This is a genomic window from Agrobacterium sp. 22-210-1, assembly GCF_053522525.1.
In genome coordinates this window covers 729470-742280 of record NZ_JBNWCI010000001.1, presented here as the reverse complement: position 1 = coordinate 742280, position 12811 = coordinate 729470, and the positions used below count along the sequence as shown (strand labels likewise).

The following is a 12811-nucleotide window of genomic DNA, read 5'->3' as shown; positions in this document are numbered from 1 at the left end:
GAGCCAGTGCGGCGGGAAATTTGAGGAAGCGGGTCTGAAAACCGCCGGCAACAGCGCGGCGGGCCGTTTCAAACCCGGATACTTGATGCTAAAGGCAGCTTACGCAACGCGTCGAGAGGAGTTTGCCCCATGTCCCTGCCTATCCGGATAGCCCCGTCGATCCTGGCTGCCAATTTCGCCAAGCTCGGACAGGAGGTCGCCGATGTCACGGAAGCGGGTGCCGACTGGATCCATCTCGACGTCATGGACGGTCATTTCGTGCCCAACATCTCGTTCGGGCCTGACGTCATCAAGGCACTTCGCCCGCACAGCAACGCCTTTTTCGATTGCCACCTGATGATCGCCCCCGTCGATCCCTATCTCGAAGCCTTCGCCAAGGCCGGTTGCGACAGCATCACCGTGCATGCGGAGGCCGGACCGCATCTGCATCGCTCGCTGCAGACCATCCGCACACTCGGCCGGAAGACCGGCGTGACCCTCAATCCCGCCACGCCGCTTTCCGTCATCGAAAACGTGCTTGATGATGTTGATCTCATCCTGATCATGAGCGTCAATCCCGGCTTCGGCGGCCAGAAATTCATCCCCGCCATGCTCGACAAGATCCGCGCGGCAAAGGCGATGATCGGCGACCGGCCGATCGAGCTTGAAGTGGATGGCGGCGTAACGGCGGAGACAGCCGGTGCAATCATTGCCGCCGGCGCCAATGCATTGGTGGCAGGCTCAGCGGTCTTCAAGGGCGATGGCGTCGAGGACTACCGCAAGACGGTGTCATTGTTGCGTACGGCGGCGGAGGCCGGAAGGTCCTGACCCACGGAGCGAACACGCCGGAGGCCGGACTACGGGGCGTTTGGATGAGGGCTTGATGGACAGCGACAGGCAGGATTTCCGCAATACAGTATCGGCATCGCTGTTTCCGCTCCTCGCTCCGCTCGTCTGGGCCGCCTGTTCGGCGGCCACCGCCGCCCTCGGTCTCTATCTCAGAAACCGGCTGGAAACCGACCACGCCGCTGATATCGGGATATTGTTCTTCTGCGGCGGTCTTCTCGGCTGGCCGCTGGCCATGGTGGCGCTGCGCTTCCTGCCCGCTTCTGCCAGCCTGACGCTGCGCTTTGCGCTAAGCTGTCTCGCCATCGCATTCTTCACTCTGGCGGTCGCGGCGATATTTTTCGCTTTCCAGTACCGCATCTTTTATGCGCAGTGGCACGCGCCATTCTTTTCCCGCATCTGGTTTTTTCAGCAGATTTTCACCTCGCTCGGCGCGATCTACCAATTTTGCATTCTCGGCCTCGGCCTCTATTTTCCGTTTGCAGCCGTTCCGCTGGCGCTGGCGGGCGCAATCCTTTGCCGACGGGCGTATCGAGCGACATAGCCATGTAGCTTTAGATTGAGATTACCGGAACACTTTGCTAAACGGGCAGCAAAACTCCCACAAAGCCAAGTTCCTCCACCAAGCCAAGCCTCTCTACGAAGAAAGTCATTGCCATGATCCCTCGTTACTCCCGGCCGGAAATGGTCGCCATCTGGTCGCCGGAAACAAAGTTCCGCATCTGGTTCGAGATCGAGGCATATGCCTGTGACGCACTGGCAGACCTCGGCGTCATTCCGAAATCGGCGGCCCAGACGATCTGGGAAAAGGGCGGCAGCGCCACCTTCGACGTCGCCCGCATCGACGAGATCGAAGCCGTCACCAAGCATGACGTCATCGCGTTCCTGACCCACCTTGCCGAGTTCGTCGGTCCCGACAGCCGTTTCGTGCATCAGGGCATGACCTCCTCCGACGTGCTCGACACCACGCTCAACATCCAGCTCGTGCGCGCCGCCGATCTGCTGCTCGCCGATATGGACCGGGTACTCGCAGCACTGGAGACCCGCGCCTTCGAGCACAAGAATACGGTGCGCATCGGCCGCAGCCACGGCATTCATGCCGAGCCGACCACCATGGGCCTGACCTTTGCCCGCTTTTATGCCGAGATGCACCGCAACCGCGAGCGCCTCGTCAATGCTCGTGCGGAAATCGCCACGGGCGCGATCTCCGGCGCCGTCGGCACCTTCGCCAACATCGACCCACGCGTCGAGGAGCATGTCTGCGAAAAGCTCGGCCTCATCCCCGAGCCGGTCTCCACGCAGGTCATCCCGCGTGACCGCCACGCCATGTTCTTTGCCGTTCTCGGCGTCATCGCCTCGTCGATCGAAAACGTCGCCATCGAAATCCGCCACATGCAGCGCACCGAGGTTCTGGAAGCCGAAGAGTTCTTCTCTCCCGGCCAGAAGGGTTCCTCGGCCATGCCGCACAAGCGCAACCCGGTTCTGACCGAAAACCTGACCGGCCTTGCCCGTCTGGTGCGCATGTCGGTCGTCCCGGCCATGGAAAACGTGGCGCTCTGGCATGAGCGCGATATCAGCCACTCCTCCGTGGAGCGCGCCATCGGTCCCGACACGACCGTCACGCTGGATTTCGCGCTGAACCGCCTGGCCGGCGTCATCGAAAAGCTGGTGATCTACCCGGACAACATGCTGAAGAACATGAACAAGTTCCGTGGCCTCGTGCATTCGCAGCGCGTGCTGCTGGCGCTGACGCAGGCCGGTGTTTCCCGCGAGGACGCCTACCGTCTGGTACAGCGCAACGCCATGAAGGTCTGGGAACAGGGTGCGGATTTCCTTGAAGAACTGCTGGGTGACGAGGAAGTGCGCGCCGCCCTTCCCGAAGCAACCATCCGCGAGAAATTCGACCTCGGTTACCACACCAAGCATGTCGACACGATCTTCGCGCGCGTCTTCGGCAAGGCGTAAGGCAGGGTCTCCAAAGTTAATGCCGCCGCGGCCTTGATCGCGGCGGCATCACAACACAGATATGGGCGCATGAAAGTTTCAGAAGCAGATATCCTCATGGTACCGGGCTACACCAATTCCGGCCCCGACCACTGGCAGACCCGCTGGGAGCGCAAGCTTTCCACCGCGCGCCGTGTCGAGCAGGCGGAATGGACAAAACCGGTGAGGCACGATTGGGTGGCGCGGCTGGTCGAAGAGGTCAACACCTCGACCAAGCCCGTGGTCATCGTTGCCCATTCGCTGGGTGTGCCGACCGTCATCCATGCGTTGCCGGAAATCGGCAAGAAGGTTGCCGGCGCGCTTCTGGTTGCGCCGCCGGATGTCGCCAATCCGGATATCCGGCCGAAACATCTGATGACCTTCGGGCCTTATCCGCGCGATCCGCTGCCATTTCCGACAATCACCATCGCCAGCCGCAACGATCCCTTCGGCACCTACGAACATGCCGATGACATTGCCGCTGCCTGGGGTTCGCTGCTGATCGATGCCGGCATGTCCGGCCATATCAACGCCGAGTCCGGCCATGGCCCGTGGCCGGAGGGCGGCATGGTCTTCGCCCAGTTCCTGAGCCGACTGAAGGCGAACGAACCCTGACAGGAGGTTCGGGCAAGACCCGTCCCGCCACTTGCCAGTCGCACCGGCCGGTTTCCGGCCGGACAACCTTCCGGCCCGACACAAGAATTGAAGGGAAGATATGCGAGCTGCATTGTAGAATGCACTCTTTTCCTTTATGGGACCGCTCAAAGACAGAAACGTAACGCCACCAGAATCGGCGTCAACCAAGAGACCTGCCATTATGAACCGTCGCCGCCGTATTTACGAAGGCAAGGCCAAGATCCTCTACGAAGGTCCGGAGCCAGGCACGCTTATCCAGTTCTTCAAGGACGATGCGACTGCCTTCAACAAGAAGAAGCACGAAGTCATCGACGGCAAGGGTGTGCTGAACAACCGTATCTGCGAATATGTCTTCACGCATCTGAACAAGATCGGCATTCCCACCCACTTCATCCGCCGCCTCAACATGCGCGAGCAGTTGATCAAGGAAGTGGAGATGATCCCGCTCGAGATCGTCGTGCGCAACGTCGCCGCCGGCTCGCTCTCCAAGCGCCTCGGTATCGACGAAGGCGTGGTCCTGCCGCGCTCCATCATCGAGTTTTATTACAAGTCGGATGAGCTGGAAGACCCGATGGTCTCCGAAGAGCACATCACGGCCTTCGGCTGGGCCAACCCCGCCGAGCTTGACGACATCATGGCGCTTGCCATCCGCGTCAACGACTTCCTGTCCGGCCTCTTCCTCGGCGTCGGCATCCAACTCGTCGATTTCAAGATCGAATGCGGCCGGCTGTTCGAAGGCGACATGATGCGCATCATTCTCGCCGACGAGATTTCGCCAGACAGCTGCCGCCTGTGGGACATCGAGACCCAGAAAAAGATGGACAAGGATCTGTTCCGCCGTGACATGGGCGGGCTGGTGGAAGCCTATTCCGAAGTGGCGCGCCGTCTCGGCATCATCAATGAAAACGAACCGATCCGCGGCACCGGCCCAGTCCTGGTAAAGTAATATCGGCCTCGTGACGTAATATTGGCCTCTTAAGGTAAAATCAGGAGAAGATCAGGTGATCAAGGCACGGGTGACTGTTACGCTGAAGAACGGCGTTCTCGATCCGCAGGGCAAGGCAATCGAAGGCGCGCTCGGCAGCCTCGGTTTCGGTGGCGTCGGCCATGTCCGTCAGGGCAAGGTCTTCGATCTGGAACTGGAAGGCGCCGACAAGGCCAAGGCCGAGACCGACCTGAAGGCAATGTGCGAAAAGCTTCTGGCCAATACGGTCATCGAAAACTACGCTATCGCCATCCTCTAGATCGTTTTGGCTTTTTCTTCGAATCGCCAAACCGATCTATCTCTTTGATTTTGCGCGTTGTCCGGACGTAAAAGCGTTTCCGCTTTTACTGGAAACGCTCTAAGCCGCAGGAGCCGTCCCGATGAAATCCGCTGTCGTCCAACTTCCCGGCCTCAACCGCGACCGCGACATGATCGCCGCGCTGACGAAAATCTCCGGAAGCGCGCCCGTCACCATCTGGCAGACGGAAACGGATATTCCGGACGTCGACCTGATCGTCATCCCGGGCGGTTTTTCCTATGGTGACTATCTGCGTTGCGGCGCGATTGCCGCCCGCATGCCGGTCATGCAGGCCATTCGCGAAAAGGCGGAAAAGGGCGTCAAGGTTCTCGGCGTCTGCAACGGTTTCCAGATATTGGTCGAAGCGGGCATGCTGCCGGGCGCACTGATGCGCAACGCCTCGCTGAAATTCGTCTGCCGCGAAGTGAAGCTCGAAGTCACCAATAACGACACCGAATTCACCCGCGCTTATGACAAGGGCCAGATTCTGCGCTGCCCCGTTGCCCACCATGACGGAAACTATTTCCTCGATACGGATGAGCTGAAGTCCGTGGAAGACAACGGTCAGGTCGTGTTCCGTTATGCTGATGGCACCAACCCCAACGGCTCGCTGAACGACATCGCCGGCGTCATCAACGCCAGGGGCAATGTTCTCGGCATGATGCCGCATCCGGAAAACCTCATCGAAGCCGCCCATGGCGGCAATGACGGGCGTGGCCTCTTTGCGTCGGCGCTCGGCGTCATCGCAGCCTGATAGACCGGGCGGGCTTCGAGCCCGCCTTTTTTAATGCCGGCTTCCGGCTAAGTTTCGGCTTCTCTTCTGGATGACCTGATGCCTCGTCTTCTTCGCCACAATGCCTATAAAGCCACCGCATTGCTGCTCGCGGCAGCCGCGCTCGCCGCCTGCCAGCCGAAATCGCAACCGGCTGCCTCCGTCTCCCGTGCTGCCCTGCCAACGATGGAACGGATTGCTCTTGGCGCAAATGCCTGCTGGTTCAAATCGGGTGATGCGGCATTCAAGGCCTATCGTCTGGCCCCGGAACTCAATTCTTTCTCCGGCCGTCCACGCATCCTGCTCGTGCCGCGCAACAGCCCGGAATCCCGCCCCATGCTGGTCGTCCAGGCAGAAGGCAATCCGGCAAAGCTCGACGCGTTCGGACCCGTCATGAACGAAGCCATCTCCGGCCGCATTGCAGCCGACGTCAAGCGCTGGGCGAATGGCGGCAAAGGCTGCTGATCTAGAGACGTCTACTTTAAAGACGTCAGTCTCGGCCCATGACGGGGGCCGTTTGCCTGCATTCCCGCGCAAATCCAATAAAAAACCCGCCAACGCCGGTTGGGATTGGCGTGGCGGGCTGCCGAATGGCTTGATGGCGCCGGGGAAAGAAGGCACCGCTCTTCGACAAAATTATAAAGACCGCGACGGCCAGGAGAAAAGCTGCGATTTCGCGGCCTCCTTCAAGGCCTCGTCCCGCGTAACGCCGATATCCTCCAGAAGATCGTCGGGCAATTCCCGCAAAGCGAGCCGTCCCCGTCGTTTCTGAAACCAAAGAGCCATGCCCGCAATCAGGCGACCAATAAGCGTGCGGGCGATCTTGGCCGGAAAGGGCGCCGGTGCGACCATGTCGCCGGCATCGCGGAACACGCGTTCCCGTTCGTAACCATCAGGATAAAGCGTATCCGCTGTCGAAAGGTATTGATCCATCTTGCGCATATTGCACCTATTGTCTCCGTGCGTTTGTCTTGATTGACTACAATCAATAAATACAATTGACTTGACGATAGATACAATGCATAAATTGTCACCATGACAAATTGGCTTCCCAATATCACCGAGGGCGACGGCCCGATTTATCTTCGCCTCGCCGACAGTATCGAAGGCGCGATTTCCGACGGCACCCTGCAGGCCGGCTCGAAATTGCCGCCGCAGCGCAATCTTGCCTATGATCTGGGTGTTACAATCGGCACAATCGGTCGGGCCTATGCGCTCATCCACGAGCGCGGCCTCGTCAGCGGCGAAGTGGGCCGCGGCACCTATGTCAATGAACGCAAGACCCCCGCCCCGTCTTTACCCATGGAACCGGCAGCGGCGGCCTTCGGCAGCACGCGTCACGCCATCGACACCAGCGCCGAATTCCGGCTGAACACGACAGCCGCACCGGATGTCGGCCAAAGCCCGTTGATCGCCCGGCACATCGAGGCGGTCACCAGAGAACACACCTACGACATCACCAATTATGCCCGCTCCTTCCCCGACAGCTGGTGCATGGCGGGTGTCCGCTGGCTTTCCCAGAACGGCTGGTCGCCGAAGCCGGAAAACATCGTCTCGACCCTCGGCGCCCATGCGGCGGTGATGAGCGTGATCACGGCAATGACGGCGCCGGGCGACCGCATCGTCTTCGAACCGCTGACCTATTCCCATATCAGTCGCAGCGCCGCCCTTGCCGGACGGCGGGTGACACTGGTGGAAGCGGACGAAAAGGGAATTGTCCCTGACGATTTCGAGCGCGTTTGCGCCCAGCAGCACCCGAAAATGATCTTCCTGATGTCAGCCGGCCAGAACCCGACCTGCGCCACCCTGCCGGAAGAACGCCGCCGCGCCATTGCCGATATTGCCCGCCGATACGGGGTATGGATCGTCGAGGACAATCTTTATGGCGCGATGACCCGCGAGGCGATCCCGCTGATTGCCGAATTCGCACCCGACATCACCTTCGTGGTCGGCGGCCTGTCGAAATCCGTCGCCGCCGGTGTCCGGGGCGGTTGGGTGGCCTGCCCGGCGCAATATTCCTCGCGTATCCGGATTTCCCATTCGATGATGACGGGTGGCCTGCCCTTTATGCTGGCGGAGTTGAATGCCCGCCTCGTCAACAGCGGCGACGCGCATGATATCCGCAAAGACTGCATTGCCGAATTGAATGGGCGCGAAGCGATCGCCCGGCGCGTCTTTGCCGGGCTGGACTTCAACTCCCTGCCCGATATCGCCTTCATGTGGCTGCGGCTGCCTGAACCCTGGCTTTCCGGCACCTTCCGCAATGCGGCGATGAAAGAAGGCGTGCTGATCGACGACGAGGACGAATTCAAAGCCGGGCGGGCGGAAAAGGTCTTCCACCGTGTCCGCATCAGCTTTTCCGGGCCTTCCAGCCGTGAGGAACTGACACACGGCTTCAGCATTCTTCGTCACCTGCTCGACAATGGTTCAGCCGGCTATGAAAGCGTGGCCTGATCCCTGCGCTGGCCCTGCGGGTACCGCCCGCAGGTCGCCAATATCGGCACAAACCGCCAATTAGCAGGCAAAGCGGCGCATTTTCCTGTCGCACCATTGAGCCTCTTGCGCTAAAGAACCGGAAACTTTCCTCGGCTCGAACCGCGTGAGACCTATGTCGATTCCAAACTCCATCAAGATCACCCCGGAACTCGTTGCATCCCACGGGCTGAAGCCCGACGAATACCAGCGTATCCTCGACCTGATCGGACGGGAGCCGAGCTTTACCGAGCTTGGCATCTTCTCGGCCATGTGGAACGAGCACTGCTCCTACAAGTCATCCAAGAAGTGGCTGAAGACCCTGCCGACAACAGGACCGCGCGTTATCCAAGGCCCCGGCGAAAATGCCGGCGTGGTGGATATCGACGATGGCGACTGCGTCGTTTTCAAGATGGAGAGCCACAACCACCCGTCCTATATCGAACCCTATCAGGGTGCGGCGACCGGCGTCGGCGGCATCCTGCGTGACGTCTTCACCATGGGCGCGCGCCCGATCGCGGCCATGAATGCGCTCCGCTTCGGCGCTCCCGATCATCCGAAGACCCGCCACCTCGTGGCCGGCGTCGTCGCCGGTGTCGGCGGTTACGGCAACTCCTTTGGTGTGCCGACGGTTGGCGGTGAAGTGGAATTCGACCCGCGTTATAACGGCAATATCCTCGTCAACGCCTTCGCAGCCGGCCTTGCCAAGTCCAATGCGATCTTCCTTTCGGAAGCCAAGGGCGTCGGCCTGCCGGTCGTTTATCTCGGCGCAAAAACGGGCCGCGACGGCGTCGGCGGCGCGACCATGGCGTCCGCGGAATTCGACGAATCCATCGAAGAAAAGCGCCCGACCGTTCAGGTCGGTGACCCCTTCACTGAAAAGTGCCTGCTGGAAGCCTGCCTTGAGCTGATGAAGACCGGTGCGGTCATCGCCATTCAGGACATGGGTGCGGCCGGCCTCACCTGCTCCGCCGTTGAAATGGGCGCCAAGGGCGATCTCGGCATCGAGCTTGACTTGAACGCCGTGCCGGTGCGCGAAGAACGCATGACAGCTTATGAAATGATGCTGTCGGAAAGCCAGGAGCGCATGCTCATGGTTCTCGAGCCCTCCAAGGAAGAAGTCGCCAAGGCGATCTTCGTCAAATGGGGTCTGGATTTCGCCATCGTCGGCAAGACGACGGACGACCTGCGCTTCCGCGTGCTGCATAATGGCGAAGAAGTCGCCAACCTGCCAATCAAGGAACTGGGCGACGAAGCCCCCGAATATGACCGCCCGTGGACACCGGCCAAGGTGCCGGCAGCACTTTCGGAAACCGACATTCCGGCAGCCGATATTGCCGACGCGCTTGTGTCGCTTCTCGGTTCAGCCAACAACTCCTCGCGCCGCTGGGTTTATGAGCAATATGACACGTTGATCCAGGGCAATTCCCTGCAGCTTCCGGGCGGCGATGCCGGCGTGGTGCGTGTCGAAGGCCATGACAAGAAGGCGCTCGCCTTCTCCTCCGACGTAACCCCGCGTTATGTCGAGGCCGATCCATTCGAAGGCGGCAAGCAGGCGGTTGCCGAATGCTGGCGCAACATCACTGCCACAGGCGCTCTGCCGCTGGCGGCAACCGATAACCTCAATTTCGGCAATCCGGAAAAGCCCGAGATCATGAGCCAGCTGGTCCATGCCATCAAGGGCATCGGCGAAGCCTGCCGCGTGCTGGAATTCCCCATCGTTTCGGGCAACGTCTCGCTTTATAACGAGACCAATGGCCAGGCGATCCTGCCCACCCCCACCATCGGCGGCGTCGGCCTGCTGAAAGACTGGGGCCGCATGGCGCGCATCCGTTTCGCTGCCGAGGGCGACGTGGTGCTTCTGGTCGGCGCACCTGCCGGTCTCGGCACGCATATCGCCCAGTCGGTTTACATGCGCGACATCCATAACCGTATCGATGGCCCGGCACCGCATGTCGATCTGGCTGCCGAGAAGAAAAACGGCGATTTCGTCCGCGGCGTCATCACCGATGGTCTGGCCACCGCCGTTCACGATTGCTCCTCGGGCGGCCTTGCTCTTGCTGTCGGCGAAATGGCGATTTCCTCCGGTATCGGCGCGACGATCGATGCGGTCGAAGGCCACAATCCGGTCCTCACCTTCTACGGTGAAGATCAGGGCCGTTACGTCCTCACCGTCAAGAAAAGCGATCTCGACAAGGTGCAGGCGGCTGCCAAGGCGGCAGGCGTTTCCTGCCCGGTCATCGGCGTTACCGGCGGCTCCACCGTAAAGCTGGGCACGGCGCGCGCTGTCGAGATTAAAGAATTGCACTTGGCCTATGAATCGTGGTTCCCTCAATTCATGGACGGCGAAACTTTGCTCGCCGCAGAATGAATTAAGGAGAAACACCATGCCCATGAAACCCGGCGACATTGAAGACATGATTAAGGCGGGAATTCCCGGGGCAAAGGTCACGATCCGCGATCTGGCCGGTGACGGCGACCATTATGCGGCGGAAGTCGTTGCGGAAGCATTCAAGGGCAAGACCCGCGTGCAGCAGCACCAGATGGTCTATGACGCGCTGAAGGGCAATATGGGCGGCGTTCTGCATGCCCTTGCCCTGCAGACCTCGGCTCCCGAATGATTGCGCCCGTGAAAACGGTTCCTGCAAACGGCAGGCTCTGTCCCATCTGCGGGATAGCGTGAAAGCTTCGGAATAAATCAAAGGCCCGCATGATACTCTCACGCGGGCCTTTTTTCATTCTGGCAAAGGGCGGTCGCCGCTTACAAGGCAGGCGGCGTCTGCGAATCCAGATCCGCAAAAGAGGCGGCCGGCAAAGGCCCCGCCGTCAGCAGCGTAAAATCGTAACCGGACTTGCGGTCAGGCCCCAGCACATATTGCCGGTGCATGCGCAGGAAGTTGCGCTTGTTCTTCTTGTAGCGCTCCGGCGAAAGCGAGTGCTTGAAACGGATCGGCACGATTTTCGGCTGCGGCGCATCCGCGTGACCGGTCAGGGCCACGGTGTTGCACCGGTAAAGATGGATAGGGTCGGTCAGGCACTGGATATCGAACCATGTCACCTTCTGGTGACGAGCGATCATTCCGACGCTCTGGCGAAGCCTGTCCGCACTCGACAGGAACGCACATTGCAGCGCCGCCCCGCCCAAGGTCGCAAAAGACAGTGTCCGGCCATCCAGCGCATCCGGTTTCAGCTCCAGCACCCGGCCGATAGTGGCGAGTGCGAGACTGGCGCCCATGCTGTGCGAAACCACCAGAACCTCGTCTGAAGGCTGTTCCAGCGCCGTCAGGACAAGCGCTGCCCTCTCCTCGATCCAGTCGCGGGCAATCGGCTCATCGCGGCCGACTGCAAGCGCGAACCGCCAGTCCGCATAAAGATGCAGGGTGTGAAACCGCTCGGCAAACGGCAGGAACGCCTTCACGAAAAACAGGGCGGCAGCGGGAAGGCTGATGGCGAACAGCCAGAGCGGCAAGGCGAAAAGCCATGGCGAAAGGGCAATAGCGGCAGCAAGCGCACCGCCGGCAAGCATCAGCAGGAACGGAAAGATGAAGAACAGGCCAAAACGCCAGGCATGGCGAAAGTAGCGCGCCGCGCCCCCTTCACCGACGATGCCCGCCCCGGCCTTGAATCCGAGCCAGATCTGCCGCCAGACCGGTTCATCCCGCAGCTCGGAGATGACCCCATTATGATCGTAGACAAAAATCTCCGAACGCGTCCGCCAGTCGCCCGCCGAGGCCTCGACCGTGAATGTTTCGCCTCCCGGCGCATTCTCCAGCGGCCCCACCGCATAATCGACATCCCAGGTCTTGCCGGCAAGCGCCGCCGCCCGCTGGTAACGCAGATGATGGGCCGCCGCATCGAGCGGATCGAAACCGGGAAAATAAAGAACAAGTCGTGACTTGACGGCTGGCATGCATGAACCTTCGGCCGGAGCATTTCCAGTAAAAGCTGAATCGCTTTTACGTCAGGACAATGCGCAAAAACAAAGAGATAGTGCGCTTTTGCGTCTCTGAGAAAAGCAAAACCGCGCTAGAGGCACCCGAAAGGATCGCTTGATACAGTGGGCGATGCACGTATAGTAAAAATCGCGACGGAAATATGATTTATTTAGCGGTGAGGGAAATTTGTCTGGCATCGTCGATCAAGTGCTCAACGGCGTCGTCAAGGGCGCGCTGTCTGAAATCCTCACCAAGACCGGTATCCGCAAAACCCGGCGCACGCGCCGGACGAAAAGCACCGGCTCACTCGCCGGCGGCATTGTCGGCTCCGTTCTGGAAGCAGCGCTCAACGCCGCCGTCAAACCCAGGCCGGCCAAGAAGCAGGTGAGCAAAAGACGAACCGCCGCCGCCCGCAGCCGGCAGAAATATCGATGATCCGCCACGAGCGACTTTGCCTGTTTTTCGCCTGCGCCATCCTGTTTCTTTCCGCACCACGCATGGGCTTCACCGACGACACAAGTGACAAAGAGATCAAAATTGGCATCGCCGTGCTGCTTCATGATGCTGATCCGATAGCTGGCACTGCGTTTTGCAAAATCGGTCGAACCTGCCGTCTGCTTAAACAGGAAGAGCCTAAATTAATTGTCGATCTCAAAATCGACCACCAAAACGACAGACTGGTGGGTGAAATGCAGGTGGATTGCGAACGAGATTGTTCGCTAGCGACCGGTCGCTCAGTCATGACACTCCAGAACCAGAAAGAACTCGATCTTTTCGCCGACGAGACAGGCATATTAGTCCCGCTCGTCTCCAGACCGCGAAAGACAATCGGTAAAATACTTCTGATCTATCCCGACACGTGAACCGCTGCGACGTGGATGTGAAATTTCGATCCCTTTCCAATG

At 60.0% G+C, this 12811-nt stretch carries 15 protein-coding genes; 13 read left to right on the top strand and 2 right to left on the bottom strand.

From position 1 onward, the window contains the following. Positions 1-129 precede the first annotated feature (129 nt). The 8 genes from rpe (at position 130) to ACQZ5F_RS03680 (ending at position 5964) form a co-directional block, all read left to right on the top strand. Positions 130-807, top strand: a complete 678-nt coding sequence (gene rpe / locus ACQZ5F_RS03715; RefSeq protein ID WP_046798239.1) for a ribulose-phosphate 3-epimerase — start codon at positions 130-132, stop codon at positions 805-807. 55 nt (positions 808-862) lie between these two features. Further along, positions 863-1369 carry a hypothetical protein gene (locus tag ACQZ5F_RS03710; RefSeq protein ID WP_046798238.1) on the top strand — a complete coding sequence of 169 codons (507 nt, stop codon included), beginning with the start codon at positions 863-865 and terminating at the stop codon, positions 1367-1369. Between the two features lie 113 nt (positions 1370-1482). Then, complete coding sequence (gene purB / locus ACQZ5F_RS03705) at positions 1483-2790, top strand: adenylosuccinate lyase (protein ID WP_225339701.1); 1308 nt, start codon at positions 1483-1485, stop codon at positions 2788-2790. A gap of 69 nt (positions 2791-2859) precedes the next feature. Beyond that, a complete protein-coding gene (locus ACQZ5F_RS03700; protein ID WP_046798236.1) occupies positions 2860-3423 on the top strand; it encodes an alpha/beta hydrolase in 564 nt (187 codons plus the stop codon). 202 nt (positions 3424-3625) lie between these two features. Continuing rightward, positions 3626-4390: a phosphoribosylaminoimidazolesuccinocarboxamide synthase gene (purC, locus tag ACQZ5F_RS03695; protein ID WP_003516002.1), complete on the top strand. Its 765-nt coding sequence runs from the start codon at positions 3626-3628 to the stop codon at positions 4388-4390. Positions 4391-4445: 55 nt separating this feature from the next. Beyond that, on the top strand, positions 4446-4688 hold the full coding sequence (gene purS, locus ACQZ5F_RS03690; protein ID WP_003507918.1) for a phosphoribosylformylglycinamidine synthase subunit PurS: 243 nt from the start codon (positions 4446-4448) through the stop codon (positions 4686-4688). A gap of 121 nt (positions 4689-4809) precedes the next feature. Continuing rightward, positions 4810-5481, top strand: a complete 672-nt coding sequence (gene purQ / locus ACQZ5F_RS03685; RefSeq protein WP_225339700.1) for a phosphoribosylformylglycinamidine synthase subunit PurQ — start codon at positions 4810-4812, stop codon at positions 5479-5481. A 78-nt stretch (positions 5482-5559) separates the two neighbouring features. Then, positions 5560-5964, top strand: a complete 405-nt coding sequence (locus ACQZ5F_RS03680; RefSeq protein WP_225339699.1) for a hypothetical protein — start codon at positions 5560-5562, stop codon at positions 5962-5964. A gap of 171 nt (positions 5965-6135) precedes the next feature. On the opposite strand, the gene ACQZ5F_RS03675 is transcribed toward ACQZ5F_RS03680, so the two are convergent. Next, positions 6136-6441 carry a DUF1127 domain-containing protein gene (locus ACQZ5F_RS03675; RefSeq protein WP_225339698.1) on the bottom strand — a complete coding sequence of 102 codons (306 nt, stop codon included), beginning with the start codon at positions 6439-6441 and terminating at the stop codon, positions 6136-6138. 93 nt (positions 6442-6534) lie between these two features. Between ACQZ5F_RS03675 and ACQZ5F_RS03670 the strand changes: the two genes are divergently transcribed. The 3 genes from ACQZ5F_RS03670 to ACQZ5F_RS03660 all read left to right on the top strand — a co-directional run bounded on the left by ACQZ5F_RS03670 (position 6535) and on the right by ACQZ5F_RS03660 (position 10592). Beyond that, positions 6535-7953, top strand: a complete 1419-nt coding sequence (locus ACQZ5F_RS03670; RefSeq protein ID WP_225339697.1) for an aminotransferase-like domain-containing protein — start codon at positions 6535-6537, stop codon at positions 7951-7953. 154 nt (positions 7954-8107) lie between these two features. After that, positions 8108-10342: a phosphoribosylformylglycinamidine synthase subunit PurL gene (gene purL / locus ACQZ5F_RS03665; protein WP_046798231.1), complete on the top strand. Its 2235-nt coding sequence runs from the start codon at positions 8108-8110 to the stop codon at positions 10340-10342. A gap of 16 nt (positions 10343-10358) precedes the next feature. After that, complete coding sequence (locus ACQZ5F_RS03660) at positions 10359-10592, top strand: BolA/IbaG family iron-sulfur metabolism protein (protein WP_003507909.1); 234 nt, start codon at positions 10359-10361, stop codon at positions 10590-10592. A gap of 140 nt (positions 10593-10732) precedes the next feature. Here the strand turns inward: ACQZ5F_RS03660 and ACQZ5F_RS03655 are convergent, their stop codons facing one another. Beyond that, positions 10733-11881 carry a hypothetical protein gene (locus ACQZ5F_RS03655; RefSeq protein ID WP_448731148.1) on the bottom strand — a complete coding sequence of 383 codons (1149 nt, stop codon included), beginning with the start codon at positions 11879-11881 and terminating at the stop codon, positions 10733-10735. 211 nt (positions 11882-12092) lie between these two features. Between ACQZ5F_RS03655 and ACQZ5F_RS03650 the strand changes: the two genes are divergently transcribed. Both ACQZ5F_RS03650 and ACQZ5F_RS03645 read left to right on the top strand, forming a co-directional pair. Next, positions 12093-12341, top strand: a complete 249-nt coding sequence (locus ACQZ5F_RS03650; protein WP_046798229.1) for a hypothetical protein — start codon at positions 12093-12095, stop codon at positions 12339-12341. Then, on the top strand, positions 12338-12769 hold the full coding sequence (locus ACQZ5F_RS03645) for a hypothetical protein (RefSeq protein ID WP_046798228.1): 432 nt from the start codon (positions 12338-12340) through the stop codon (positions 12767-12769). The genes ACQZ5F_RS03650 and ACQZ5F_RS03645 overlap by 4 nt, the downstream gene beginning before the upstream one ends. Positions 12770-12811 lie beyond the last annotated feature (42 nt).

Bases quoted from the DNA above. Each gene is read 5' to 3' on its own strand.
- purL (WP_046798231.1), top strand. From the start codon at position 8,108: ATGTCGATTCCAAACTCCATCAAGATCACCCCGGAACTCGTTGCATCC.
- purC (WP_003516002.1), top strand. From the start codon at position 3,626: ATGAACCGTCGCCGCCGTATTTACGAAGGCAAGGCCAAGATCCTCTAC.
- rpe (WP_046798239.1), top strand. From the start codon at position 130: ATGTCCCTGCCTATCCGGATAGCCCCGTCGATCCTGGCTGCCAATTTC.
- ACQZ5F_RS03655 (WP_448731148.1), bottom strand. From the start codon at position 11,881: ATGCCAGCCGTCAAGTCACGACTTGTTCTTTATTTTCCCGGTTTCGAT.
- ACQZ5F_RS03660 (WP_003507909.1), top strand. From the start codon at position 10,359: ATGCCCATGAAACCCGGCGACATTGAAGACATGATTAAGGCGGGAATT.
- ACQZ5F_RS03675 (WP_225339698.1), bottom strand. From the start codon at position 6,441: ATGCGCAAGATGGATCAATACCTTTCGACAGCGGATACGCTTTATCCT.
- purB (WP_225339701.1), top strand. From the start codon at position 1,483: ATGATCCCTCGTTACTCCCGGCCGGAAATGGTCGCCATCTGGTCGCCG.
- ACQZ5F_RS03710 (WP_046798238.1), top strand. From the start codon at position 863: ATGGACAGCGACAGGCAGGATTTCCGCAATACAGTATCGGCATCGCTG.
- ACQZ5F_RS03700 (WP_046798236.1), top strand. From the start codon at position 2,860: ATGAAAGTTTCAGAAGCAGATATCCTCATGGTACCGGGCTACACCAAT.
- purQ (WP_225339700.1), top strand. From the start codon at position 4,810: ATGAAATCCGCTGTCGTCCAACTTCCCGGCCTCAACCGCGACCGCGAC.
- ACQZ5F_RS03680 (WP_225339699.1), top strand. From the start codon at position 5,560: ATGCCTCGTCTTCTTCGCCACAATGCCTATAAAGCCACCGCATTGCTG.
- ACQZ5F_RS03645 (WP_046798228.1), top strand. From the start codon at position 12,338: ATGATCCGCCACGAGCGACTTTGCCTGTTTTTCGCCTGCGCCATCCTG.
- ACQZ5F_RS03670 (WP_225339697.1), top strand. From the start codon at position 6,535: ATGACAAATTGGCTTCCCAATATCACCGAGGGCGACGGCCCGATTTAT.